This window comes from Yoonia sp. JB2-21 (assembly GCF_055693545.1).
Genome location: NZ_JBVFUC010000001.1, coordinates 820,204 through 843,965, shown reverse-complemented (window position 1 = coordinate 843,965; position 23,762 = coordinate 820,204). Strand labels below are relative to the sequence as shown.

The following is a 23,762-nucleotide window of genomic DNA, read 5'->3' as shown; positions in this document are numbered from 1 at the left end:
AGCATGCCCGATAGCGCAACATATGATTTTGTTGTGATTGGCGCAGGCTCTGCTGGCTGCGCCGTTGCAGCGGGATTGGCCGATGCTGGCGTCGGATCAGTCGCGGTGGTCGAAGCTGGCCCTTCTGATGCGCACCCTTTTGTCAAAATGCCATTTGCGTTGATCTGGTTGATGGGATCGCGCCGTGACTGGCGTTTCAAGTCAGCCCCGCAAACGTCATTGGGCGGACGTCAGATTGCAATCCCGCGCGGCAAGATTCTGGGCGGATCGGGGTCAATCAACTCGATGGTTTGGTTTCGGGGTAGGGCTGATGACTTCGACAACTGGAATGTGCCCGGGTGGTCTTGGACTGAGGTGGAACCTGCATTTGAAGCCATCGAAGCCAAGCTGACGCCATCTGTGTTCGACAGCCCGCACCCGTCGGTGACCAAACTGGGTCGGCTTTTTGGCGCCAACACGCAAGACAGCCCGACACCGGAACGCCAAAGTGGCGGTGTCTTTCACTTTAACATGCGGCGCAACCGGCGATGGTCGGCCGCAGACGCCTTTTTGCGACCGGCGCTGGCCAAAGGCGTGACTGTGATTACTGGCAAAAATGTGCAGCGGATCGGGTTTGATGGGCAAACCGCGCGTACTGTCATCTTTAATGGTGGCGGCAAAGTGCATGCCAAACGCGGGATTATACTGTCGGCGGGGTCTATCGGATCTCCCACAATATTGCTGCAATCTGGTGTTGGTCCTGCGGCTGATCTTGCCGCGCAAAACATTGATCTGGTGTTGGATGCCCCGGACGTAGGCGCAAATCTGCATGATCACCCCGGCGCGGGGCTGCACTTTGAAGGACGGCATGCGGGCTACGGTCTGACGGTCGGTCAGGCGGTAAGCTGGTTGATGGCCCCATTTGACTATGTGCTGCGTCGCAAAGGCAGACTGGCTTCGCCGACCGTCGAAGGGGGCCTATTCTTCAATGCGTTTGGCGACAAGAGAACCCCTGATGTGCAAACCCATTTCATCCCCTTCTTTCTGAATTGGAAGGGGCACCGTTATGCGAGAGGAGCAGGCTACTTTGCTGACGTTTGCGTCTGCCGTCCAAAGTCGCGTGGGGCGCTGCGGCTAACGGACGCAGGTGTCAGCATTGATTTTAACCTCTTGTCTGACCCCGATGATCTTGATCTCATGGTTGCCGGTCTCAGGCGTCTGCGCGTGCTTTTGAAAGAAGCCGGCATCCCCGGAACAGAGGCACATCCCGGCGCTCAGTGTCAAACTGACGAAGAACTGCGCACCTACGTCAAAGCGCATTGCGGCACCGCCTATCACCCCGTAGGCACCCTGCGGATGGGCACAGACGACGCGCCTGTTACCCCGCGCCTTGCGGTGCGGGGGTTGCAAAACCTCTGGGTGGCTGACGCCTCTGTCATGCCGCATATCACATCGGCGAACACAAACGCCCCGTCGATGATGATTGGTCATCGTGCCGGGCAAATCATCGCAAAGGACGCAGCATGACGCGCGACGCAAAATCACAAGCCTCACTTGATGCTGTCAAAGCGATGGAAGTCGGTCTTGCCAATAACGAAATGGACATGCTGAAGTACTTCACCGAAGACTTCGTCTGGCGTGGCAATCAGGGCTGTGGAACCAAGAACGGCGTGCATGCCTTCCAGCGTAATTGGCAGTGGCCGCTGCGTGCGGCCTTTACTGATCGCGATTATAAAACCGAACAGTTCATGGCCGATGGCGAATGGGCCGCGTGTTTTGGCCATATCGAAGGGACACATACGGGCACCTTCATGGGCATTCCGGCGACCGGTAAGCGCGTCAAGATCCCCTATATGGATTTTTGGCGGGTCAAAGATGGGCGCATCGCCGACAATCCAGTCTCTGTCGATTTCGCATCGGTGATGATGCAACTCGGCGTTGATGTTTTCGGCGGCGAGGGGTGGGAAAAATACGACAATGGCGAAGAAGAACCGCCGAAACCGGAAGGGTATTGAACGATGGCGATAACATATCTCAAATCAGGAAAACCCGAAGCAGAACGCGCTGAGGACGATGCTAAAGTACGCAATATCGTTGAAACCACGCTGGGCGACATCGCAAAACGCGGCGATACTGCTGTGCGTGAACTGTCTGAAAAGTTTGACAAATATTCACCCCCCAGCTTTCGGCTGAGCCAGTCCGAGATTGAGGCAGCCATGTCAAAGGTCTCGGCCCGCGATATGGACGATATCAAATTCGCTCAGGATCAGATCCGCAACTTCGCGCAGGCGCAGCGTGCATCCATGACCGATGTGGAGGTTGAAACGATGCCGGGCGTGATCCTTGGCCACAAGAATATTCCCGTGCAATCAGTAGGCTGCTACGTCCCCGGCGGAAAATTCCCGATGGTCGCTTCTGCACATATGTCTGTGCTGACCGCATCGGTTGCGGGCGTGCCGCGGATCGTTGCCTCTGCTCCGCCGCAAAATGGTGAACCGCATCCGGCGATTGTGGCGGCCATGCACATGGGCGGCGCGCATGAAATCTACGTTTTGGGGGGGATGCAGGCCGTGGGGGCGATGGCGCTGGGCACGCAAACCGTTGAACCGGTCCATATGATTGTAGGACCCGGCAACGCCTTCGTTGCCGAAGCCAAGCGACAGCTTTTCGGACGCGTCGGCATCGACCTCTTTGCTGGCCCAACCGAAACAATGGTTATCGCGGATGACACTGTAGATGCCGAGCTGTGCGCGACGGACCTGCTGGGCCAGGCCGAACATGGTTACAACTCTCCCGCCGTTCTGCTGACGAACTCCGAAAAGTTGGCCAAAGAAACGCTTGTGGAAATTGACCGTATCCTCGACATCCTGCCCACAGCCGACACCGCTCGGACCTCATGGGAAGACTATGGTGAGGTCATCCTTTGCGATACCTACGATGAGATGCTGGCCGTCGCAGACGATATCGCCTCTGAGCACGTGCAAGTCATGACCGATCGGGACGATTGGTTCTTGGACAACATGACATGCTATGGCGCGCTTTTCCTTGGGCCGCGGACAAATGTCGCTAACGGTGATAAAGTCATCGGCACCAACCACACGTTGCCGACCAAAAAAGCGGGACGCTACACAGGTGGGCTTTGGGTCGGCAAGTTCCTGAAGACGCACAGCTACCAAAAGGTGCTTACCGATGAGGCGGCCACGCTGGTCGGCGAATATGGCTCGCGCCTGTGCATGCTGGAAGGGTTTGTCGGTCACGCTGAACAATGCAACATCCGTGTGCGGCGATACGGCGGCAAGAACGTGGCCTACGGTACCGCCGCAGAATGACCCAAACAGGTATCATCTTGCCCTTAAAACTCCCGCCGGAGGCTCCCAAGCGTTCGGCAGGCGGGGTGGTCTGATATGCAAAGCACACGGTCAAAAAGACGCAAACCCCAAAGCTACAGTGGCCTCGAAGACCTTGGGCGGGTTCGGTTATCACGGCATTTCTTCATGCGGGATTTTCTCTATTCAGAGATCGGCAATTTCCATGCCATCCCCAATATCCCCGATGATCCCAACCTTGCGATCACAGCAGGTATGCAGCTTTGCAAAAACCTGCTCGACCCGATGGTCAATACGTTCGGACCGATTGCTGTGCGCTCTGCCTACCGGTCGCCGACATTGAACCATTTTGGGGCGACCGAGGCCAAACCACAGCGCTGCGCCCGCAATGCATCAAATTACGCAGGCCACATCTGGGATATGCGCGATGCCAAGGGCCGGATGGGGGCCTGCGCCAGTATCGTGGTGCCATGGTTTGCAGATCAATACGACCATGGCCGCGACTGGCGCGATCTGGCCTATTGGGTGCACGATCATCTGCCCTATCACGAGATGTGCTTCTTTCCAAAACTGGCAGCGTTCAATCTGACATGGCGGGAAGAGCCTGCGCGCATGATCTACAGCTACGTGCGCCCGCTGGGCAAGCTGGTCCATGCCGGTCACCCCCCGCCGGAAGATCACGGCGAACGCATGGCGCGCTACGCTGATTTTCCGCCGTTTGAGGGCATCAGATATCCAACGCCGCCCGCTTATCATCTTGCCCAAAAAACGCCTGCCAGCGGTGCCAAAATCCGTAACACAGGACCAAAGACATGACGTTGCCCACCACCCCATCTTTCCGGCTCGAAGGTAAACGCGCGTTGATTGCAGGCGGGTCTTCCGGGATCGGGCTGGCCTGTGCTGTCGCATTGGCCGAAGCGGGTGCAGAGGTGACGCTGTCGGCACGCAACGCTGGCAAGCTCGACGCCGTTGTGCAGCAGATGCGGGACGCAGGCTTTCAGGCCAACGCGATCACGATGGATGTGGCCGACGTCGTTGCGACCGAAGCAACGGTCGCCCAACACGGCCCTTTTGACATTCTGGTAAACTCCGCAGGTCTGGCGATCCATTCGCCAGCTATCGAGACAAAAGAAGCGGATTTCGACACCGTCTCTGACATCAACTACAAAGGGGCCTACTTCCTCACCCGCGCGGTGGCCAAAGGCCTGCTTGCCGCAGGAAAACCCGGCAGCCTGATCAATATCACCAGCCAGATGGCCCATGTGGGTGGTATCGACCGGGCGGTTTACTGCGCCACCAAATTTGCGGTCGAGGGCTTTACCAAGGCAATGGCCATCGAATGGGGCAAGCAGGGGATCCGTGTGAACACTATCTGCCCTACCTTCATTCGAACCCCCTTGACGGAACAGACCTTCAACAACCCGGATCGGGTGGCATGGATCATGGACAAGATCAAACTGGGCCGGGTGGGCGAGGTGACGGATATGATGGGCCCGGTTGTTTACCTTGCCTCTGACGCCTCCGCGCTGATGACCGGCACCCACATGTTGATTGATGGGGGATGGACGGCGGATTGATGGAAAAAGTCACGTCCCTCCAGGTTGCGCAACGCGCCGGCGTCAGCCAATCAGCGGTCAGCCGGGTCTTTACACCCGGTGCATCCGCGAGCGCCAAGACAGTTGAGAAAGTCCGCAAGGCCGCGGCCGAACTGGGCTATCGCCCCAACATGATGGCCCGCGCGATGATCACGGGCAAAAGCCGGATTATCGGGTTGGTCGTGGCGTATCTGGACAATCAATTTTATCCGCTGGCGCTGCAAGTCCTGTCCAACGCGTTACAGGAAAAAGGCTACCATATTCTTGTTTTCACCGCGACAAACAGCCAGGACGCCACCGAAGAGGTGATGCAGGAACTGATCGACTATCAGGTCGATGGGATCATTACAGCCTCCGTCGGTATGACAAACGATCTCACCCAGCGCTGTGCGGCTGCGGGGATCCCTGTGGTGATGTTCAACCGTGGCCAAGAGGGTGAGGCGATCTCCTCGGTCACCTCGGCAAATATTGCCGGCGGTCGGACCGTCGCAGAATTTTTGCTATCCTGCGGGCATAAAACAATCGGGCATATCAGCGGTTGGGCCGGGTCGTCGACCGGGCGCGATCGGCAAGCCGGATTTTGCGAGACGCTGGCAGCGCAGGGCGTCACCCCGCTGGTTTTGGATGGGATGTATGACCGTGAAACCGCGGCGGCTGCGGTGCAATCCATGATGGATAGCAGCGCACCACCTGACGCCATCTTTGTCGGTAACGATCACATGGCCTTTGCGGTTCTTGACACGCTGCGCCATGAAATGGGACTGAGAGTGCCCGACGATGTGGCCATTGTCGGCTATGACGACGTGCCCTTGGCGGCCTGGCCCGCCTATGACCTGACCACAATGCGCCAGCCCCTGAACCGGATGGTGGAGGCCACGGTTGAAGCATTGATCAGCCGGATTGATGACCCCGCGCTGCCCGCACAATTGATTGAAATAGACAGCCCGCTGATCCAACGCGGCACCACCAAAGGACCAAAAACATGAAGGGCTTTTCCAACCGCTGGAAAGATTTTCCCGACTATATCATCGGGATCACCAAAGAGATTTGGGAAGACCGGGGGGTCGGTACGCTCAACCACTATTATGCGCCTGATATCCCAGTGCGTTCGCCCATGGGCATCCAGACGGGCAATCAGGCTGTGATTGCCTCAACCATGGCCACGATCAACGAATTCCCCGACCGTGAATTGTTGGGCGAAGACGTCATCTGGTCTGGCGATGAAAACACCGGCTATCTGTCGTCTCACCGCTTGCTGACCAAAGCAACGCACACGCGCGACGGGCAGTTCGGCCCGGCAACGGGAAAGCACTGGCAAGTCTACGTCATTGCTGATTGCGCCGCAAAAGAAGACACCATCTACGACGAATGGTTGGTCCGTGACTATGGTGGGATCGTGCGGCAGCTGGGGCTGGATCCGCGCGACTATGCCGCCGAACTGATCACCCGTGAAGGTGGCCCCGACAAAGCCAGCAAACCCTTTACACCTGCGATGGACATTGACGGCGGCTATCACGGCACGGGCAATGACAACCCATGGGGGCAACGCTACGCTGATACGCTGACGCGGATTATGAACCATGATTTCACGCATATCCGCGACAGCTATGACAGGGCCTGCATCGGCGAATATGCCGGGGCGAAACGGGCTGTCGGTTGGGACGCTATCCTCGAATTCTGGGTCGGCCTGCGGTCGTCCTTCCCCCATGCGGAGTTCAAAATCCATCACCAGATCGGCATGGACGCCGACATGCTGTCACCACGCGCCGCGATCCGCTGGTCGCTGGATGGCAAGCACCACGGCTGGGGCAGTTTTGGCGAACCCACCGGGGCGGACGTGCACGTTATGGGGATGTGCCATGCCGAGTTTGGGCCCTACGGCCCCGATGGCGTCGGGTTGCGCCGCGAATTTGCCCTCTACGACGAGATCGCAATTTGGAAACAGATTTTGATGGCGCGGTCCTGACCAAAGGACATTGCGCTGCGCGGAGTGAAGCAAGACATGGATATCTACGCCTTTTCAGAGAAGCTGATGAGAATGGACGATGCAACATGGCGTCGCCACGCCAACCCGCTCAGTGGTTGGACACGGTTTCTGTTCGGCATGGCGCCGCTGTTCTTCGCGATCTACGCTCGGGTGTGGATCGGCTGGTGGGCCCTGCCTGCGGTCCTGCTGGTTATGTTGTGGATATGGCTTAACCCGCGTATTTTTGCCGAACCACGGGACTATGGCGCATGGATGTCGCGTGGTGTTCTGGGTGAGCGCATCTGGCTTGCGCGTGATCATCATGACATCCCGTCCCATCATATCCCTGTCGCAAACATCACGGCTGCTTTTACAGCCGCCTTTGCGCTTTGTGCGGTCTGGGGCGTGATCGTCCTGAACCCATGGGCCACGATATTGGGCGTGGCTGGCACTGTTCTTTCAAAGGCATGGTTCGTGGATCGGATGGTATGGCTCCATGTCGAACTTACGCAAATTCCGATGGGTGCACCAATGCCCGAACCCACGCTACCTCAACCGAAAGACGCATCATGACCCCCGCTGAAATGGAAGACCGCATCGTCCGCTATGGCGATCTGCAACCCTGCAAGACCGCCTTCATCGACGCCCACACGCCGGGGTCTGACCAAAAGGAAAATTTCACAATCATCGGTGGCGGTGTGTCGGAAAGCCCCGATCAACATGTTCACATCGGCATTCCGCATGGGTTCAACATCGGCGCGGCCGGGCAACCGCCCCGCGTGCGGAATTCCCTGCATGATCACCACACAGCCGAGGTCTTCTTTGTATTAAAGGGCAAATGGCGTTTCTTCTGGGGGCGCTGGGGCGACGCGGGCGAGGTTGTGCTGGAAGAGGGTGACATCTTCAACATTCCCACTGGCATTTTCCGCGGCTTTGAAAACATCGGCACAGACTACGGGATGATCATGGCCGTGCTTGGCGGTGATGACGCTGGTGGCGGTGTCATGTGGGCGCCGCAGGTCATTGAAGACGCAGCAGATCATGGGCTGATCTTGGGCGACAACGGCAAGCTCTACGACACCAAGCGGGGGCAGGCATTGCCCGAAGGCGTCGGCCCCATGCCGCTGATGTCCGACGCTGAACTCGCCAAGCGACCAGAGCCGACAACGGCCGAGGTCTTGCCGAACCACGTGGCGCGCTACTGGGATCTTCATGCGCTTGCGGACAAAAAGCCGGCCAAAGTCATCGGTGAAAAGGGCATCCTGCGGGATAAACCGGGGTTCGAGATTGATTTCATCACGCGCGGTTCTGCGCGCGACACAAAACACAGCCACCCATACCCATCCGTGTTGATGCCCATGCGCGGTCATTGGCGGGTGACATGGGACGGCGGGGTGGCAACGCTTGCCCCCGGTGACACAATGTCAGTACCAGAAAATCTGCCCCACGCTGCGGTGCCAGCCATGACGGGTGACGCCAGCCTTTATCACATCGTCGCAACTGGCGATCCTGCGGGTCCCACGTGGAAAGGTTAATGGCCAACCTGATGACATCTGTATGTACAGCATATGTACAGTTTCTGTACGCAAAACAAACTTAAGAGGATGATGAAATGTCGAAAGTCTTAACAACTCACGTGGGTTCCTTGCCCCGTACCCAAGAGGTCGTCGATTTCATCTTCGCGCGGGAACATGGCAAGGCCTATGACGCGGCCGCATTTGATGCTGCCATGACCGACGCCGTATCAGAAACCGTGAAAAAACAAGTAGATGCGGGCATCAACATCGTCAGTGATGGCGAGACGTCCAAGATCAGTTATGCGACCTATGTCAAGGACCGCTACACCGGTTTCGACGGCGACAGTCCACGTAATGCGCCTGCTGACCTCAAGAAATTTCCAAGCTTTCTCAAACGCTTAGCCGATGACGGTGGCACCCCGCAATACGCGCGACCCATGTGCGTGGGTGAGGTGACGTCAAAAGGGCAGGGTGAGTTGGAAAAGGATATCGCCAACCTCAAAGGTGCGATGGCTGAACATGGCGCCGAACGCGGCTTTATGAACGCCGCCTCACCCGGTGTTATCTCATTGTTTTTGCAGAATGATTACTACAAAACGCGCGAGGCTTATCTGGCCGCTTTGGCCGATGCCATGAAGACGGAATATGAGACGATCGTGGCCTCTGGCCTTGATCTGCAACTCGACTGCCCCGACCTCGCACTGTCCCGTCATATGTTGTTTAACGATTTATCGGATGATGAATTTCTCAAGATTGCCGCGAGCCATGTTGAGGCGCTGAACCACGCCCTGTCCGACGTGCCAGCCGAGAAAGTGCGCGTGCACATCTGCTGGGGCAACTATGAAGGGCCGCACGTCTGCGACATTCCAATGGCCAAAATGTTCGACACGCTGATGTCAACGAAGTCGCAGTATGTGTTGTTTGAAACCTCCAACCCGCGCCACGGCCATGAGTGGTCCGTGTTCCGGGACCGGGCGAAGGATATCCCTGAAAACAAGGTCCTCGTGCCTGGGGTTGTCGATACGACGACCAATTTTGTGGAACATCCAGAGTTGGTGGCCGAGCGCGTCAGCCGCTTTGTAAGTATCGTTGGTGCGGACCGTGTGATCGCCGGATCAGATTGCGGCTTCGGCACTTTTGCAGGCTTTGGCGCAGTTGATCCAGAGATCGCCTATGCAAAACTTGGCGCGCTGTCCGAAGGCGCAGCCTTGGCGCGCTAAACGGGTTGGACAGGTTGTCGTTTTGGACCATGTAGCACCATGATCAAAGGGGATTTGCATGCTCAATCCAGTGACGCCTGAATTTGAACAAGAGCTTCGTGGGTTATTGCCTGCGGCGGCTTTCAAAGAGGACAGCACGCCTTACCTGACAGAGCCGCGCGGGCGCTGGGCAGGCAAAGGCTGTGTCGTGGCACCAGCCAGCACCAAAGAGGTCGCGACAGTCGTGCGCGCCTGCGCCGGGGCAAGCGTGCCAATCGTGCCCTACAGTGGCGGTACGGGTCTTGTGGGCGGGCAGCTGTATGAAGACGGCCCCATCCCGGTGGTGCTGTCACTGGAACGCATGAACCGGATCCGCGACGTGTTTCCATCTGAAAACGTGCTGGTTTGCGATGCGGGCGTGATCCTTGCCGATGTTCAAAAAGCGGCTGAGGATGTGGGGCGCTTGTTTCCGCTGTCGCTCGCCTCGGAAGGGTCGGCGCGGATCGGTGGTTTGTTGTCCACCAATGCGGGCGGTGTGAATGTATTGCGGTATGGCAATGCCCGCGCGCAATGTCTGGGGCTTGAGGTCGTGCGTCCTGACGGCACCATCTGGCATGGGCTGACGCGGCTACGCAAAGACAACACAGGATATGATCTGCGCAACTTGATGATTGGGGCTGAAGGGACGCTTGGAATTATCACGGCGGCGGCCTTGAAACTTGCGCCGCGCCCCGTTGGGGTGGGGGCCGCGATGATGGCGGTGCCTTCTCCGGCTGCGGCTTTGGATTTGCTGGCCTTGGCTGGAGAACAGATTGGCGAAGGCGTGTCCGCCTTTGAGATTATTCATCGCCAAGGGTTTGATTTTCTTGCTGAAGTTGGGCCAGAGGTGAAACAACCCTTCGCTGAAACCCCTGAATGGTGCGTGCTGATTGATGTTGGATTACCGCGTGGTCTTAGCCCCGAAGCGGCGTTGGAGGGGCTGTTCGAAGAGGCCTTCGAGGCTGGACTGGTGACCGATGGTGCCATCGCCCAAAGCGTCGCACAGCGTGATGCGTTCTGGTACATCCGCGAGAGTATTCCAGAGGCGAACCGCCGGATCGGTTCGGTCAGTTCGCATGATATCTCGATCCCGTTGAGTGCTGTGCCTGACTTTATTGCACGGGGTCAACAGGCGGTGGCTGAGGTCGGGGCGTTTCGGATCAACTGCTTTGGGCATCTGGGCGACGGCAATCTGCACTACAACGTCTTTCCGATGCCAGGACAGAACCGCGCCGACTATGAGGCGGAGCGTCCTGAGGTAAAGCGTGTGGTACACGATCTGGTGCATGCGATGAACGGATCAGTGAGTGCTGAACACGGTATCGGGCGATTGAAGGTCAAAGACCTCGAAACCTACGGTGATCCCGCGAAACTGGCGATGTTGCGGGCAATCAAGGATGCGCTTGATCCGCAAGGGATTATGAACCCCGGTGCCGTACTTGCTGTGCGCCCTTAAGGTGAAACCTATCTTTTTGATCAAATAAATGTTACCTTCTTTCTGTATTTTAGTAGGGGGCGGATATTTTGATCGCTCGAAACGTTCCGGCGCGATATTTTTTCATCGCGCTCGTGCCAATCGCAATTTTCATCCAAGAGGGAGTGATTGTGAAGCACTTCCTGACCGCAAATTTGCAGGTGTCCGCAGATATTCTCAAAGAGAAATGGGGATGGTTGGAAACAGCAGGGCGGTTACGATTTCTGGGTGCTACCTGGTTATCTGCGGCAATGTCGCTGTTGGTCTTTGTGATCGTAGTCAAGGACTTAACCGAACCGACGCAGCAGCGCACGCGCATAGCCGCGTTCAGTTTGCTTGCGCTCATATTTGGTCTGGCTGTTTGGCCGACCTATCAAATGGCACAGGATCCCGATGCATTGCGCAACTATCATCAGTTGGGCGGCGATCTGTTCGAAGCAGCATTGGGTCGGGGTACCTTGCCGGGCTGCGTTGCGCCGGATGATCGGTGGTTGTTGGGTGTTTGCGGGGAAACGCCAGTAATTTCGTTGCTGAACCGCATGATGGACCTTACCAACTTTTTTGCCGGATTGGGTGTTGGTGGGTTGATTGTGGGGATGATCCTCTGCCTTGAAAAGCCTGTCCTCGGCGATCTGGATGCGCAAGCCATGCAGCTGGAACTCGGTGTGTTGCGGATGCGGCGGCAGTTGTACCTCTCTGGGTTGGTACTGACGCTTGGCATCTTTTTTGCAACCACATGGATGCGGTGGCCGTTACCGATGATCGCGGACGAACATCTAAGTGCCTATGCGGCTGTGATAGGCGCGGCGCTTTTGTTCACAGGCATTTATTTTTCGCTACTGATACTCAGCTTCTATGTGCCTGTCGCGCTTATTCTGGAAGGGCGCAAACGCCAACTGGCAGCGGCGGCGGCGGAACATGAAGACTTTGCAGAGCGCGAGGCGCGAGAGGGGTGGCTGAAGATGCGCGGCTTACAGACTGATCCGACAGATGCCCTGAAGTCCGGCATCGCGTTGATCGCACCCATTTTGGCGGCCTATGCGGGGAATTTTCCGACGTTTTTCTAGTCGCCTTCAAACTGGCACAGCGCATGCACATCCATGCCCAAAGCCTGCAGCTTGGCACGTCCGCCGATATCCGGCAGGTCGATCACAAAGGCACAGCCAATCACCTCGGCCCCCATGCGTTCGATCAGCTTGATCCCGGCCTCTGCCGTGCCGCCGGTGGCCAGCAGATCATCAACTAGCAGCACCTTTTCGCCCGGTTGCAGTGCGTCGTCGTGCACCTCCATCGTCGCCGTGCCGTATTCCAGTGTGTAGTCCTGTTCAATCGTCTTACCGGGCAGTTTGCCTTTCTTTCGGATCGGTACAAAACCCAGTGAAAGCTGGTGTGCGATGGCACCGCCAAGGATAAATCCGCGTGCTTCCAACCCCACGACCTTATCAATCGGTTGCCCTGCATAGGGGTGCAATAGTTGGTCGATGGCGATGCGGAAACCGCGCGGATCGCTGAACAGCGTAGTGACATCGCGGAACATGATCCCTTTGTGCGGGAAGTCAGGGATGGTGCGGATGTAGTCTTGGACAGTCTTCATTTCGGGGTCTTTCTTACAGAACACGGCCAGCAATGGCGGCGAGTTTGGCAACCAAGGCAGGGTCGCGTTTATCAGGGGCGGTCATCACTGCGTATTCGAGCGCACGGTCGCAGCCATGCGGGCAGGGTGCGCGGTCTGGGCCCAGCAAGGCGGGCAGGTGGCTGACGAGGTCTTGTGCCTTTGTCCCGTTGCCTTGCAGCGTCTTGATCACCTCCGCCACGTCCACCGCACCGTGATCGGGATGCCAGCTGTCATAGTCGGTCACCATCGCGATGGAGGCATAGCAAATCTCGGCCTCGCGGGCGAGTTTGGCTTCGGGCATGTTCGTCATCCCAATCACATCGCAGCCCCAGTCGCGGTAAAGTTTGCTTTCGGCCATGGAGGAAAACTGTGGGCCTTCCATCGCAAGATAGGTGCCGCCGCGATGGATAGTGATACCGGCATCTCGCCCGGCTGTTTCGCAGGCGTCAGAGAGGCGCGGACACGTTGGATGCGCGACGCTGACATGCGCCACACAGCCGGTGCCAAAGAAGGATTTTTCACGCGCGAAGGTGCGGTCGATAAACTGATCGACAATCACAAAGTCACCCGGCGCCATCTCTTCGCGGAAAGACCCGCAGGCGCTGACGCTTATGATATCAGTTACGCCTAATCGTTTAAGCGCGTCGATATTGGCGCGATAAGGAACAGTTGTGGGTGAATGTACATGCCCGCGCCCGTGACGCGGCAGAAAGGCCATATCGACACCGCTCAGGCAGCCCGTCAGGATATCATCTGACGGTGCACCCCAAGGGCTGTCCACAGTCACCCAGTTCGCGTTTTCCAACCCATCCATATCATAGATGCCGGAGCCACCAATAATCCCGATTTTTGTTTGCATGATCTGCCTTGTCGTCGTCTCGTCACGCACATTGAAACGGAATGCTGCAGAATGGAACCCTTGGGCGCAGTGCCAATGCGGCAACATCGCCAAATCACGCAAGGTCGAGGGGTGACAAGGCGCGTTTGCTCCTTTAGTGGGCAATCAAATTCCCATTTCGACAGGATATTTCATGGCCCGCGCCCTTTTGGCGAGTTTCGCTGACAGCCTTTCACTTCGTGATCCCGATGCCCCGCTGACCCCCGGCCAATTCCGGGTTGAGATTTTATCGGGTTTGACCGTGGCCCTGGCCTTGGTTCCCGAAGCGGTCGCTTTTGCTTTCGTGGCGGGTGTCGAACCTTTGGTGGGGCTTTACGCTGCCTTTATCGTGGGTCTGATCACAGCCGTTTTTGGCGGCCGTCCGGGTATGATTTCGGGTGCCACCGGCGCTTTGGCCGTCGTGATGGTCAGCCTTGTGGCGATGCATGGTGTCGAATACCTGTTTGCGACTGTTGTCCTGATGGGTTTGATACAGATTTTTGTGGGGATCATGCGCTGGGGGAAGTTTATCCGCCTTGTGCCGCACCCGGTGATGCTGGGCTTTGTGAACGGTCTGGCAATTGTGATTTTCCTGGCTCAATTGGGACAGTTCCAAGTCCCCGGTTCGGCCGAAGGTGGCGGGCACGGTATGGCCAATGGTGAATGGCTGCATGGCGCACCGCTGTATCTTATGCTGGCGCTGGTTGCACTGACGATGGCGATTATTTGGGTGATGCCCAAGATCACCAATGCGATCCCGGCACCTTTGGCGGGTATCGGGATTGTGGCCGCAATTGTGATTGGCTTTGGCCTTGATGTGCCTTTGGTCGGCGATCTGGCTAGCATTGAAGGCGGGCTGCCGCCCTTCCACATTCCGATGGTGCCACTGACGTGGGAAACGTTTGAGATCATCCTGCCCTATGCCCTGATCTTGGCAGCCATTGGCCTGATTGAAAGCTTGCTGACCCTCAACCTTGTCGGCGAAATGACGGGCAAACGTGGTGGTGCTAGCCAGGAATGCCTGGCCCAAGGGGCGGCCAATACCGTGACTGGTTTCTTTGGTGGCATGGGCGGTTGTGCGATGATCGGTCAGTCGATGATCAACGTCAAATCCGGTGGGCGCACGCGGGTTGCAGGCATTGCCGCGGCGCTGTTCTTGCTGGCTTTCATCCTGTTTGCCAGCAGCCTGATCGAACAAATCCCACTGGCCGCTTTGGTTGGTGTCATGTTCATGGTCGTGATCGGCACCTTCGCGTGGAATTCACTGCGCATCCTGCGCAAAGTGCCGCGCACAGATGCTTTCGTGACGATCCTTGTGACCATCGTGACGGTGGCTACTGATCTGGCAACCGCCGTGGTGGTCGGTGTGATCGTATCTGCGCTGGCCTATGCTTGGAGCAATGCAACCCGAATCCACGCCATCAAGCGCGAAAGCCGGACAGAAGCAGGCGCGCAGGTTTATGAAATTCAGGGGCCGCTGTTTTTCGGTTCAGCCGATGGTTTCATGGAAATCTTTGATATCGCCACTGACCCGGATGTTGTGATCGTAGACTTCGCCAATAGCCGTGTCGCCGACCAATCCGCGTTACAAGCGATTGAGGCCTTGGCGCAGAAATACATCGATGCAGGCAAGGTAATCCAACTGCGCCACCTCAGCCGGGATTGCCATGAGTTGCTGTCAAAGGCTGGTCACCTCATGGTCGATAGCGATGACGACCCTGATTATGCATTGGCCGTCGATTACAGCGTAAAAACCGGGATTATTGGCGGGCATTAGTCATCGGGGCGCTTTAGGCTGAAAACCTCGCGGATGACTGCATAGTCGCGGTATCCCAACCGTGTCAGCGGGTTAAAGGTGGTCACGTCAAACTTACCGTCCACGACACAGTTGTCGCGTAAATGCACGCCCGTTACTTCGCCAAATACGGTGAAATTGGCCTCGCCGGGCAGTTGTACGATTTGGGTCAGTTTGCATTCCAGTGTCGCAGGGGCGTTTGTGACACGTGGACAGTTGATCGTTTCGCACGCAGCCTTTTCGACGCCGGCAAGCGCGAATTCATCTGTTTCACGCTCCCACGGGCCGGAGGTTTTGTTCATGATATCGCGGGCTGTATATTCCACGATTTGCACTGAAAAAACGCCTGTGTCGCGGATGTTGGCCACTGAGTCCTTTGTTCCGTCCCTGTCGGGCTTGCTGCTGGTCGACGCAAACATGATCTGTGGTGGCACATAAGCGACGGCATTGAAAAACGAATAGGGTGCGAGATTATCGCGCCCATCTGCGCCGCGCGTCGCGATCCAGCCGATTGGCCGGGGTGCGACGATGGCGTTGAAAGGGTTATGGGGCAGACCGTGGCCGTTTTTGGGCTCATAGAACATCGCAGTGCCTTTTCGTTTGCGTATCCTAGGGTTAGCTTGGCTTGAAACCCTTGGCCAGACGAAAGAAACATGCAGCAGACGGCACTGACACTGGCCACGGAAACGCCCGACGATTGGTGGGAGGTCGAGGCGCTTTATGATCTGTGCTTTGCGCCGGGGCGGTCGGCGCTGTCGTCCTACCGTTTGCGCGAAGGGGTGGACCCGATTGCGCCGCTGTGCCTGACGGCGCGCGATGCAGACGGGATACTGGCGGGTGCTGTGCGCAACTGGCCGGTTCTGGTTGGTGGGCAACAGGCGGTCTTGCTTGGCCCCATCGCCGTGCACCCAACCCGCCAAGGCGAAGGTGTTGCCTCGCTTTTGATGCAGCGCTGCCTGTCTGATGCGCGCGATCTTGGCTGGGCGCGGCTGATGCTTGTGGGTGATGCCCCTTACTATCGTCGTTTTGGGTTTGAGCGTTTGGACGCGGTAGAAATGCCGCCCCCCACAAACCCAGAACGGGTGCTGGGTGTGTCTTTGGTCGCCGGGGGCTGGGATGCCGTCGGCGGGACCGTGACATCGGTGGCCAATTGAAATCAGGGTGCTTGATCCCCATCTGAAAAATCATGGAAGACCAAAGCACCACGATGAAAGAAATCAATCCAGCCGATCCGCCCAAGCCGCTGTCAGAGGCAGCAAAGGCTGAGATTGCTGATCTTGCTGCGCGCCAACGCAAGGCCAATGGTGTATTGATGTCGGCGATCAACTTTGTCGGTGGGCAGGTGGAAGATGGGCTGAAGATGCTGCCTGCTGCGGTGCGCAATCAGGTTGATGATCTGGCGAGCGCTGCTTTGCGTCAAAGCTTTGACGTGGCCAGCAAGTCGCGCATGGGGCGCGGCGGGGCGATTGGATCAGACCGTATTCATAAGATTTTGGGTACGATTTCGGGCGCTATTGGTGGCGTTGGCGGGCTTCCTACTGCCGTGGCAGAGCTGCCTGTCGCCACAACCGTGATCTTCCGCGCGGTGCATCATGTTGCCGTGGAATATGGCGAAGATCCGGACGCAGAGGAAACCAAGATGGAATGTCTTGCCGTGTTCGGCGCAGGCGGTCCCGGCACAGATGATGATGGCGTCGACACCGCCTTTATTGGCGCGCGGCTCAGTATTTCGGGTGCTGCTGTCAATGGCCTGATAAGCAGAGTTGCTCCAAAATTTGCGACTGTTCTGTCGCAAAAGCTTGCCACACAAGCGGTGCCGGTTTTGGGTGCTGCGGCGGGGGCAGGAACAAACTACGCGTTTGTAGACTACTACGTCTCAATGGCGCATGTGCATTTTGGACTACGCCGTTTGGCAAGGGTCTACGGCGACAGGGCTGTCGCTGATTATTTTCATGGCGTACTGGCGTCGGGCAAACCGCCTCAGACCTGATAGACGAGCCAATCTGCCACAGCGCGGCGGACAGACTGGTCACCGCTCGCGATTGCCTTGTCCATGACCGCCTTCACTTCCGTCAGATCGACACGGCGCAACAGGTGCTTGACCGGACCAACAGAGGCCGGACGCATCGAAAGTGCCCGCAGGCCAAGGGCCGCAAAACAAAGCGCCTCAACCGGGCGGCCGGCATCTTCGCCGCAAAAGGACAGGGGCGTGCCGCTGGCTTCGCAGCGTTGAATGATCAACGACAAGAAGTTCAGAAAGCTGCTGTCGAGCGTGTCATAGCGTTTGCGCACACGTTCATTTTCCCGATCTGCGGCAAAGAAGAACTGCTTGAGGTCGTTGCCGCCGATTGAGATAAAATCAACCTCGTCAAAAAACGCGTCCGGCGCATAGGCCAGCGACGGCGTTTCCAGCATTGCGCCCACTTCCAGCTTGGACGGCAACGCATGACCAAGCTTGGTTTCGCGTGCGATCGCTTTGTCCATCTCGGCGCGGGCGGCACGGAATTCGTTGATCCCGGCGATAAATGGGAACATCACCGACAACGGCTCTCCGTTGGCCGCCCTGAGCAGCGCCTGCAACTGCATCCGCAACACGCCGGGTTTATCAAGGCCGACCCGGATCGCGCGCCAGCCCATTGCGGGGTTGGGTTCGTCATTTGGCTTCATGTAAGTCAGCACCTTGTCCGACCCGATATCAAGCGTGCGGAAGGCGACGCGTTTGCCCTTCGCCGCGGTCAGCACCCTCGAATAGAGCGCTGACAGTTCGGCGCGGCGCGGCATTTGGTTGCGGATCAGGAACTGCAACTCAGTACGAAACAGCCCCACGCCTTCGGCGCCGGACCCTTCTAACGATGGCAGATCAGCAATCAGCCCCGCATTCATCTGCAGGGAAATCACCTGCCCGCATTTGGTTTCAGCCGGCAAATCGCGGATAGATGCATAGCGTTCCTGCGCACGGGTCTGCATTTCGATCTTATCACGAAATGCGGCCTGAACTGTTTCATCAGGGCGCAAATGGGCGATGCCCTGTTCGCCGTCGACAAGAATGGGATCGCCGTTCAACGCTTCGCGGGTGACGCCTTTGGCGTTGATGATCAACGGGATCGCCCAGGCCCGGGCGACAATCGCGGCATGGCTGCCGACAGAGCCTTCTTCAAGCACGATTCCTTTGATTTTCTTGCCGTATTCCAGCAATTCACCGGGGCCGATGTTGCGCGCAATAAGGATCGGATTATCGGGAATGTCGGCGCGAGCATCAGCGCCCTGACCGGTCAAAATGCGCAGCAGCTTATTGGACAGATCATCCAGATCATGGAGCCGCTCGCGCATATAGGGGTCGGCTGATTTCGACATGCGCGCGCGGGCCAGCGATTGTTCTTTCTCGACCGCGGCTTCAGCTGACAGGCCGTTTTGTACGTCTTCTTGCATGCGTTTCAGCCAGCTGCGCGAATTGGCGAACATGCGATATGCTTCCAGCACCTGACGCTGATCCGCGTCGACCGTGTTGGCCCCTAACAGCATGTCATCCACGCCCGCCCGCAGTGCATCAATCGCATCGTTCAGCCGGGCGCTTTCTGTTTCGGGGTCGTCCGAAATGGGGTTGGTCACCACAACGCGGGGCTCATGCAGATAGACCAGCCCTTCGGTTGCCCCTTCCTGCGCGATGGACCCGCGCAGCATCACAGGTTGCTGGTGGCGGGCCGAAAGGGCGTCACCTTCGCCGACAAAAGCGCCCAATTCGGTCATCTCTGCGATGACCATGGCCACGATTTCAAGGGCGTAAACCTCATCGGGTGTATACTCTCGGGCGTCTTTTGACTGGACCACCAGAACACCCAGCACATCGCCCAAGCGTTGGATCGGAACACCGCAAAAAGATGAAAACCGCTCTTCCCCGGTTTCGGGCATATAGCGAAAGCCCTTAGAGGATGGCGCGTCGGCGGTATTGATGACGGTGCGGTCTTTGGCGGTTCGGCCCACAAGGCCCTCACCCAGACGCATCCGGGTCTGGTGAACGGCTTCTGATTGCAAACCTTCGGTGGCACAAAGTTCCAGCGTTTCCGCATCACGGAACAGATAGATGGAACAGACCTCGGTGCCCATCGAGCCCGCAATTAGGTTCACGACAGAATCCAGCCGCGCCTGACCTTCGTTGTCAGCCGCCAGTGCCTCGCGTAACCGCCCGAGCAGTTTGCGACTTTCGGTTTCTAACCGCTGTGGCATAGACCCCCGCTACCCGCAGCCTGCCATGGATTTTGGTCAGCCCGCTTTTTCTAATTCAAAAGCATCATGCAGGGCCTGCACGGCAAGTTCCATGTATTTTCTGTCAATCAGCACGGAAATTTTGATCTCGGAGGTTGTGATGACCTTAATGTTCACACCTTCAGCAGAAAGCACGCGGAACATCTTGGCGGCAACGCCTGTGTGGCTGCGCATGCCAATACCTACCACACTGACCTTGGCGACACCTTCGTCCGCGACCAGATCGTGATAGTTGATGTCGCCGCTATCCTTGGCGTCCTGCATCGCCTTTTCCGCGCGCTTGACCTGATCAACAGGGCAAGAGAACGTCATATCCGTGCGGCCCTCTTCTGAGATGTTCTGCACGATCATATCGACGTTCACGCCTGCATCCGACAAGGGTCCAAAGATCGCCGCGGCAATTCCGGGACGGTCTGCGACCGAAATAAGCGTCATTTTTGCTTCGTCGCGGGAATAGGCCACACCGGCCACAACATTGGATTCCATGATATCCTCCTCATCACAGACCAGCGTTCCGGCGCTGGCGGACGGTTCTTCAAATGATGACAGCACCCGCAGGCGCACTTTGTAGCGCATGGCCAGTTCAACCGACCGGGTCTGCAGAACCTTGGCCCCGAGCGATGCCAGTTCCAGCATTTCCTCAAACGAGATTTTGTCGAGCTTGCGTGCCTTGCTCGTGATGCGCGGGTCGGTGGTGTAGACGCCGTCAACGTCGGTGTAGATGTCGCAACGCTCAGCACCAAAAGCTGCTGCAAAGGCAACTGCGGTTGTGTCAGAACCACCGCGCCCCAGCGTCGTGATCCTACCCTCCGGGCTGACACCTTGGAAACCGGCAACCACTGCGACTTTCATGCCTTCGCCGAACTTGGCGTTAATGTTGTCGGTTGGAATTTCTTCGATCCGCGCGCTGGAATGAGCAGAGGTCGTTTTCACCGGCACTTGCCAGCCCTGCCAACTGCGGGCTGGGATATCCATTTCCTGAAGGCGGAGCGCCATGAGGCCAGCCGTCACGTTTTCACCCGAAGAGACGATGGCGTCATATTCGCGTGCATCGTAAAGTGGCGATGTTTCATTCACCCAGCCAACCAGTTCGTTGGTCTTGCCCGACATGGCCGAGACAATGACGATGACATCGTAGCCATTGGCGACTTCGACCGCGACGCGCTTGGCCGCGCGTGCAATCCTGTCGAGGTTGGCAACTGATGTGCCACCAAATTTCATCACAAGCGTTGGCATGGGCTGTCCTGAAGCTCTGTCTTTAGTCAGCGCTTCCTTTAATGCTGCCCGAGGTGAAGGGCAATCGGTTAGTAGGCGTGTGCTTGCCCATCCCAAGTCTCAAAGCAACCGGTTGTCGCAAGATCAAGTGCGGCAAACCGGGCAACCAGACCTTTGGCGCTTTCGTCAACACCGATCGCGGCACTGTCACCGCCCATGTCAGTGCGCACCCAACCCGGGTGATAGATGCCAACGGCGATGCCTTTCGGGTGCAGATCCGCCGCCAGATTTCGTCCAAGGTTCAAGGCGGCTGCTTTGCTGGCGCGGTAGATATAGCTACCACCCGGGGCGCGCGTGTGTGATGCCATCTGCGAAGAGATGATCGCGATCTTACCCGTCCGGCTTCGCTGTAGATGGGGCAACAAGCTTTGGATCGTCAAAAATACGCCGGTGACATTGGCCGCAAAGCCCTGCGCCCACATATCGGCTGGGTAGCCGTCGGCCAGCGCCTCGGTCTTGTCGAGATAGACGCCCGCGTTGCAGATCAACAGGTCAATGGTGGTCTCGCTTAGCCGGCCCGCCAAAGCGGTGTGAGACGCAGGGTCTGTCACATCCAATTGACGCATCGTGCCGCTATCTGCCGCGCGGTGGGTGCCGATGACCATTTTTCCTGACTGCGCATAGTTATCAAACAGAGCCTTGCCGATCCCGCGATTGGCCCCGGTGATAAGGATGGTCATATCGGCGTATCCCTAGTTGGTTTTCTTGGTTGGTGTGAACGGCAGTGGCATGACCGGAATGCCGTCGTCCACCAGTTTCTTGGCCTCAGCCAAATTCGCCTCACCATAAATCGGGCGCTCAGGTACCACGCCATCATGCATATCGCGCGCCTCTTTGGCGAAGCCTTTGCCGACATAGTCCGAGTTGGCCTCGATTTTCTTGCGCATCTCGGCCAGCGCGGTTTCGGTGGGTTTGGGCGCTGTGATGTCGGACGATGTGCTGACGGCGGGGGCCATAATCGTCTTGCTGACTTTTGTGGAACCGCAGGATGTGCAATTGACCATGCCCGCGCCAACCAGCTTGTCAAAAGCGGCACCGGACTGAAACCAGCTTTCGAATTCGTGGTCCTGGTCACATTTGAGGTTAAAGCGGATCATTGCGGCCTGTCGTTGCGGTCTAGCGGATAAATAGGTCTTTTGGCCCGGTCTGCAAGCGTAAGCTAGCGCCCGATCCGATCCGGCTTGAAACGCGAGACAATGCGTTTGAGTTCTGGCTCGCTCAATTTCTTGGCGGCCTTCGCGGGGCTCATCCATTTGCGGCGGCGTTGTTTCTTCTCGGGCCATTTGCTGTGCACATGGGTCACTCTGACGGGATAGATCATCGTAATGATAGGTGCGCCCCCGACCTTTTGCGGCTTGTGATAGCTATAAACGCCGAGGCAAAAGTCGATGGCTTCACCGCTCAGCCCCGCTTCTTCGTAGGCTTCGGTCGCAGCCGCATTGGCCGGCGTTTGTTTGTGCATGGGCCATCCCTTGGGGATAATCCATCGCTTGCGGGTGCGACTTGAGATGAGACAGACCTGCAATTTGTCGTTCTTGATCCGCCAACACAGGGCCGCGAACTGCGCCCGTGCATCTGTTTTGCGGCCTGTCCGCAGCTTTAAAGGCAATTGTTTTGCGATTGATTTCGCCATGTTCTCCGTCACAAAAAGCGATACATCGCATCTTATGGCAGACGTTACGCAAGCTTTTGTGACCCAGGCAACCCCTGGTCCCCGATTTATCGGGTCCGAGATTTACCGGCACTCAAGCTATGGCGCGTGGCATCCGCTGCGTGTGCCGCGCGTGTCCACCGTGATGAACCTTGCGCGCGCCTTGGGCTGGCTACCGCCCGCGCAGTTTATCACCAGCCCAAGGGCGAAACCTGCCGCACTCATGGGCTATCACACCCCGAAATATCTGGCGGCCTTGCAGGCCGCGGAAGCAGCACAATCCGTGACAGATGATGTGCGTGCGCGACACAGCCTTGGCACCCCGTCAAATCCGGTCTTTGCGGAAATGTACAGGCGGCCTGCGACGTCTGCGGGGGCGTCGCTTTTGGCGGGTGAATTGCTCAAACACGGCGGGGTCATCTATTCGCCTGCGGGTGGTACGCATCACGGCATGCCCGATCGCGCAAATGGGTTTTGCTACCTTAACGATCCGGTTCTGGCGATCCAGTCCTTGCGCCGCAATGGAGCCCAGCGGATCGCCTATGTTGATATCGACGCCCATCATCCTGATGGGGTAGAGCATGCCTTTGCGGACGACCCCGAGACGCTGCAAATCTCTGTCCATGAAGAAAACCGTTGGCCCCGGACTGGCCAACTGACGGATGTTGGTAAGGGGCAGGTGTTTAACTTGCCCGTGCCCGCCGGGTTGAACGACACCGAAATGGCGACGATACGCGATGAGCTGATTGTGCCATTGGTGTCAGACTTTCGACCCGACGCAGTTGTCCTGCAATGCGGCTCTGACGCTGTCACCGAAGACCCGCAATCGCGGCTGACGCTGTCGAATAACGCGCATTGGGCGATTGTTGCGGCCTTGATGCCGCTCTCGTCGCGTTATTTGGTTCTGGGCGGTGGCGGGTATAACCCGTGGTCCGTTGGCCGTCTTTGGACAGGTGTCTGGGCCACACTGAATGGGCATGCGATCCCCGATATCCTGCCACCCACAGCCCAAGCGGTTTTGGGCGCTTTGACATGGCATGGCCCACTCCGCCAGCATCATCCAGAACCACATTGGATTGATACATTGCGCGATAGGCCGCGCGAGGGTGCGATTGCTGATGAAGTGCGCAGTCGCGTGCAGCAGTTGGCGGGTCGCCGCAGGCTTTGGCACTGACACTTGCAAGCCTTCCC

General features: G+C 57.6%; 24 protein-coding genes. 16 read left to right on the top strand and 8 right to left on the bottom strand.

The genetic code is table 11. From position 1 onward, the window contains the following. Positions 1–3 precede the first annotated feature (3 nt). From ACZ1G5_RS04225 to ACZ1G5_RS04170, 12 genes are all read left to right on the top strand, one after another. Entirely contained in the window at positions 4–1,506 is a 1,503-nt protein-coding gene (locus ACZ1G5_RS04225) for a GMC family oxidoreductase (RefSeq protein ID WP_472731664.1), read from the top strand. Next, entirely contained in the window at positions 1,503–1,994 is a 492-nt protein-coding gene (locus ACZ1G5_RS04220; RefSeq protein ID WP_472731663.1) for an ester cyclase, read from the top strand. The genes ACZ1G5_RS04225 and ACZ1G5_RS04220 overlap by 4 nt, the downstream gene beginning before the upstream one ends. A gap of 3 nt (positions 1,995–1,997) precedes the next feature. Next, complete coding sequence (hisD, locus tag ACZ1G5_RS04215; protein ID WP_472731662.1) at positions 1,998–3,308, top strand: histidinol dehydrogenase; 1,311 nt, start codon at positions 1,998–2,000, stop codon at positions 3,306–3,308. Between the two features lie 75 nt (positions 3,309–3,383). Further along, positions 3,384–4,121 carry a hypothetical protein gene (locus tag ACZ1G5_RS04210; RefSeq protein WP_472731661.1) on the top strand — a complete coding sequence of 246 codons (738 nt, stop codon included), beginning with the start codon at positions 3,384–3,386 and terminating at the stop codon, positions 4,119–4,121. Next, complete coding sequence (locus ACZ1G5_RS04205) at positions 4,118–4,882, top strand: SDR family NAD(P)-dependent oxidoreductase (protein ID WP_472731660.1); 765 nt, start codon at positions 4,118–4,120, stop codon at positions 4,880–4,882. The genes ACZ1G5_RS04210 and ACZ1G5_RS04205 overlap by 4 nt, the downstream gene beginning before the upstream one ends. Further along, entirely contained in the window at positions 4,882–5,886 is a 1,005-nt protein-coding gene (locus ACZ1G5_RS04200; RefSeq protein ID WP_472731659.1) for a LacI family DNA-binding transcriptional regulator, read from the top strand. Before ACZ1G5_RS04205 ends, ACZ1G5_RS04200 begins: the two co-directional genes overlap by 1 nt. Continuing rightward, positions 5,883–6,866, top strand: coding sequence for a nuclear transport factor 2 family protein (locus ACZ1G5_RS04195; RefSeq protein WP_472731658.1), 984 nt, complete (start codon positions 5,883–5,885; stop codon positions 6,864–6,866). Before ACZ1G5_RS04200 ends, ACZ1G5_RS04195 begins: the two co-directional genes overlap by 4 nt. A gap of 36 nt (positions 6,867–6,902) precedes the next feature. Continuing rightward, positions 6,903–7,439, top strand: coding sequence for a DUF6653 family protein (locus ACZ1G5_RS04190; RefSeq protein ID WP_472731657.1), 537 nt, complete (start codon positions 6,903–6,905; stop codon positions 7,437–7,439). Next, entirely contained in the window at positions 7,436–8,401 is a 966-nt protein-coding gene (locus ACZ1G5_RS04185; protein ID WP_472731656.1) for a cupin domain-containing protein, read from the top strand. Before ACZ1G5_RS04190 ends, ACZ1G5_RS04185 begins: the two co-directional genes overlap by 4 nt. A gap of 77 nt (positions 8,402–8,478) precedes the next feature. Then, positions 8,479–9,603, top strand: a complete 1,125-nt coding sequence (locus ACZ1G5_RS04180) for a cobalamin-independent methionine synthase II family protein (protein WP_472731655.1) — start codon at positions 8,479–8,481, stop codon at positions 9,601–9,603. 58 nt (positions 9,604–9,661) lie between these two features. Continuing rightward, positions 9,662–11,077, top strand: coding sequence for an FAD-binding oxidoreductase (locus ACZ1G5_RS04175; RefSeq protein ID WP_472731654.1), 1,416 nt, complete (start codon positions 9,662–9,664; stop codon positions 11,075–11,077). Between the two features lie 149 nt (positions 11,078–11,226). Beyond that, entirely contained in the window at positions 11,227–12,162 is a 936-nt protein-coding gene (locus ACZ1G5_RS04170; protein ID WP_472731653.1) for a hypothetical protein, read from the top strand. On the opposite strand, the gene ACZ1G5_RS04165 is transcribed toward ACZ1G5_RS04170, so the two are convergent. After that, entirely contained in the window at positions 12,159–12,689 is a 531-nt protein-coding gene (locus ACZ1G5_RS04165; RefSeq protein ID WP_472731652.1) for an adenine phosphoribosyltransferase, read from the bottom strand. The genes ACZ1G5_RS04170 and ACZ1G5_RS04165 overlap by 4 nt on opposite strands. A gap of 13 nt (positions 12,690–12,702) precedes the next feature. Then, positions 12,703–13,572, bottom strand: coding sequence for an S-methyl-5'-thioadenosine phosphorylase (locus tag ACZ1G5_RS04160; protein ID WP_472734270.1), 870 nt, complete (start codon positions 13,570–13,572; stop codon positions 12,703–12,705). Between the two features lie 169 nt (positions 13,573–13,741). Between ACZ1G5_RS04160 and ACZ1G5_RS04155 the strand changes: the two genes are divergently transcribed. Then, a complete protein-coding gene (locus tag ACZ1G5_RS04155; RefSeq protein ID WP_472731651.1) occupies positions 13,742–15,364 on the top strand; it encodes a SulP family inorganic anion transporter in 1,623 nt (540 codons plus the stop codon). Here ACZ1G5_RS04155 and ACZ1G5_RS04150 read toward each other — a convergent pair. Beyond that, positions 15,361–15,966 (bottom strand): flavin reductase family protein, encoded by a 606-nt coding sequence (locus ACZ1G5_RS04150; RefSeq protein ID WP_472731650.1) that lies wholly within the window; start codon positions 15,964–15,966, stop codon positions 15,361–15,363. The genes ACZ1G5_RS04155 and ACZ1G5_RS04150 overlap by 4 nt on opposite strands. Before the next feature lie 69 nt (positions 15,967–16,035). Between ACZ1G5_RS04150 and ACZ1G5_RS04145 the strand changes: the two genes are divergently transcribed. Both ACZ1G5_RS04145 and ACZ1G5_RS04140 read left to right on the top strand, forming a co-directional pair. Then, positions 16,036–16,536 carry a GNAT family N-acetyltransferase gene (locus ACZ1G5_RS04145; RefSeq protein ID WP_472731649.1) on the top strand — a complete coding sequence of 167 codons (501 nt, stop codon included), beginning with the start codon at positions 16,036–16,038 and terminating at the stop codon, positions 16,534–16,536. Between the two features lie 32 nt (positions 16,537–16,568). Then, the gene (locus ACZ1G5_RS04140) at positions 16,569–17,372 is read left to right on the top strand and encodes an EcsC family protein (RefSeq protein WP_472731648.1); all 804 of its coding nucleotides are present in this window, start codon (positions 16,569–16,571) and stop codon (positions 17,370–17,372) included. On the opposite strand, the gene ptsP is transcribed toward ACZ1G5_RS04140, so the two are convergent. The 5 genes from ptsP to ACZ1G5_RS04115 form a co-directional block, all read right to left on the bottom strand. Continuing rightward, complete coding sequence (gene ptsP, locus ACZ1G5_RS04135; RefSeq protein WP_472731647.1) at positions 17,363–19,606, bottom strand: phosphoenolpyruvate--protein phosphotransferase; 2,244 nt, start codon at positions 19,604–19,606, stop codon at positions 17,363–17,365. The two genes, ACZ1G5_RS04140 and ptsP, sit on opposite strands and share 10 nt — an antisense overlap. A 36-nt stretch (positions 19,607–19,642) precedes the next feature. Next, positions 19,643–20,881, bottom strand: a complete 1,239-nt coding sequence (locus ACZ1G5_RS04130; RefSeq protein ID WP_472731646.1) for an aspartate kinase — start codon at positions 20,879–20,881, stop codon at positions 19,643–19,645. 68 nt (positions 20,882–20,949) lie between these two features. Further along, positions 20,950–21,600: an SDR family NAD(P)-dependent oxidoreductase gene (locus tag ACZ1G5_RS04125; protein ID WP_472731645.1), complete on the bottom strand. Its 651-nt coding sequence runs from the start codon at positions 21,598–21,600 to the stop codon at positions 20,950–20,952. A gap of 12 nt (positions 21,601–21,612) precedes the next feature. Beyond that, positions 21,613–22,017, bottom strand: a complete 405-nt coding sequence (locus ACZ1G5_RS04120; RefSeq protein WP_472731644.1) for a DUF1178 family protein — start codon at positions 22,015–22,017, stop codon at positions 21,613–21,615. Positions 22,018–22,079: 62 nt separating this feature from the next. After that, a complete protein-coding gene (locus ACZ1G5_RS04115; protein ID WP_472731643.1) occupies positions 22,080–22,553 on the bottom strand; it encodes an NUDIX hydrolase in 474 nt (157 codons plus the stop codon). 34 nt (positions 22,554–22,587) lie between these two features. Between ACZ1G5_RS04115 and ACZ1G5_RS04110 the strand changes: the two genes are divergently transcribed. After that, complete coding sequence (locus ACZ1G5_RS04110) at positions 22,588–23,745, top strand: acetoin utilization protein AcuC (protein ID WP_472734269.1); 1,158 nt, start codon at positions 22,588–22,590, stop codon at positions 23,743–23,745. The last annotated feature ends 17 nt before the right edge of the window (positions 23,746–23,762 follow it).

Excerpts from the sequence above, each read along its gene's own strand:
- ACZ1G5_RS04225 (WP_472731664.1), top strand. The coding sequence starts at position 4 with ATGCCCGATAGCGCAACATATGATTTTGTTGTGATTGGCGCAGGCTCT.
- ACZ1G5_RS04220 (WP_472731663.1), top strand. The coding sequence starts at position 1,503 with ATGACGCGCGACGCAAAATCACAAGCCTCACTTGATGCTGTCAAAGCG.
- hisD (WP_472731662.1), top strand. The coding sequence starts at position 1,998 with ATGGCGATAACATATCTCAAATCAGGAAAACCCGAAGCAGAACGCGCT.
- ACZ1G5_RS04210 (WP_472731661.1), top strand. The coding sequence starts at position 3,384 with ATGCAAAGCACACGGTCAAAAAGACGCAAACCCCAAAGCTACAGTGGC.
- ACZ1G5_RS04205 (WP_472731660.1), top strand. The coding sequence starts at position 4,118 with ATGACGTTGCCCACCACCCCATCTTTCCGGCTCGAAGGTAAACGCGCG.
- ACZ1G5_RS04200 (WP_472731659.1), top strand. The coding sequence starts at position 4,882 with ATGGAAAAAGTCACGTCCCTCCAGGTTGCGCAACGCGCCGGCGTCAGC.
- ACZ1G5_RS04195 (WP_472731658.1), top strand. The coding sequence starts at position 5,883 with ATGAAGGGCTTTTCCAACCGCTGGAAAGATTTTCCCGACTATATCATC.
- ACZ1G5_RS04190 (WP_472731657.1), top strand. The coding sequence starts at position 6,903 with ATGGATATCTACGCCTTTTCAGAGAAGCTGATGAGAATGGACGATGCA.
- ACZ1G5_RS04185 (WP_472731656.1), top strand. The coding sequence starts at position 7,436 with ATGACCCCCGCTGAAATGGAAGACCGCATCGTCCGCTATGGCGATCTG.
- ACZ1G5_RS04180 (WP_472731655.1), top strand. The coding sequence starts at position 8,479 with ATGTCGAAAGTCTTAACAACTCACGTGGGTTCCTTGCCCCGTACCCAA.
- ACZ1G5_RS04175 (WP_472731654.1), top strand. The coding sequence starts at position 9,662 with ATGCTCAATCCAGTGACGCCTGAATTTGAACAAGAGCTTCGTGGGTTA.
- ACZ1G5_RS04165 (WP_472731652.1), bottom strand. The coding sequence starts at position 12,689 with ATGAAGACTGTCCAAGACTACATCCGCACCATCCCTGACTTCCCGCAC.
- ACZ1G5_RS04155 (WP_472731651.1), top strand. The coding sequence starts at position 13,742 with ATGGCCCGCGCCCTTTTGGCGAGTTTCGCTGACAGCCTTTCACTTCGT.
- ACZ1G5_RS04150 (WP_472731650.1), bottom strand. The coding sequence starts at position 15,966 with ATGTTCTATGAGCCCAAAAACGGCCACGGTCTGCCCCATAACCCTTTC.
- ACZ1G5_RS04145 (WP_472731649.1), top strand. The coding sequence starts at position 16,036 with ATGCAGCAGACGGCACTGACACTGGCCACGGAAACGCCCGACGATTGG.
- ACZ1G5_RS04140 (WP_472731648.1), top strand. The coding sequence starts at position 16,569 with ATGGAAGACCAAAGCACCACGATGAAAGAAATCAATCCAGCCGATCCG.
- ptsP (WP_472731647.1), bottom strand. The coding sequence starts at position 19,606 with ATGCCACAGCGGTTAGAAACCGAAAGTCGCAAACTGCTCGGGCGGTTA.
- ACZ1G5_RS04130 (WP_472731646.1), bottom strand. The coding sequence starts at position 20,881 with ATGCCAACGCTTGTGATGAAATTTGGTGGCACATCAGTTGCCAACCTC.
- ACZ1G5_RS04125 (WP_472731645.1), bottom strand. The coding sequence starts at position 21,600 with ATGACCATCCTTATCACCGGGGCCAATCGCGGGATCGGCAAGGCTCTG.
- ACZ1G5_RS04120 (WP_472731644.1), bottom strand. The coding sequence starts at position 22,017 with ATGATCCGCTTTAACCTCAAATGTGACCAGGACCACGAATTCGAAAGC.
- ACZ1G5_RS04115 (WP_472731643.1), bottom strand. The coding sequence starts at position 22,553 with ATGGCGAAATCAATCGCAAAACAATTGCCTTTAAAGCTGCGGACAGGC.
- ACZ1G5_RS04110 (WP_472734269.1), top strand. The coding sequence starts at position 22,588 with ATGGCAGACGTTACGCAAGCTTTTGTGACCCAGGCAACCCCTGGTCCC.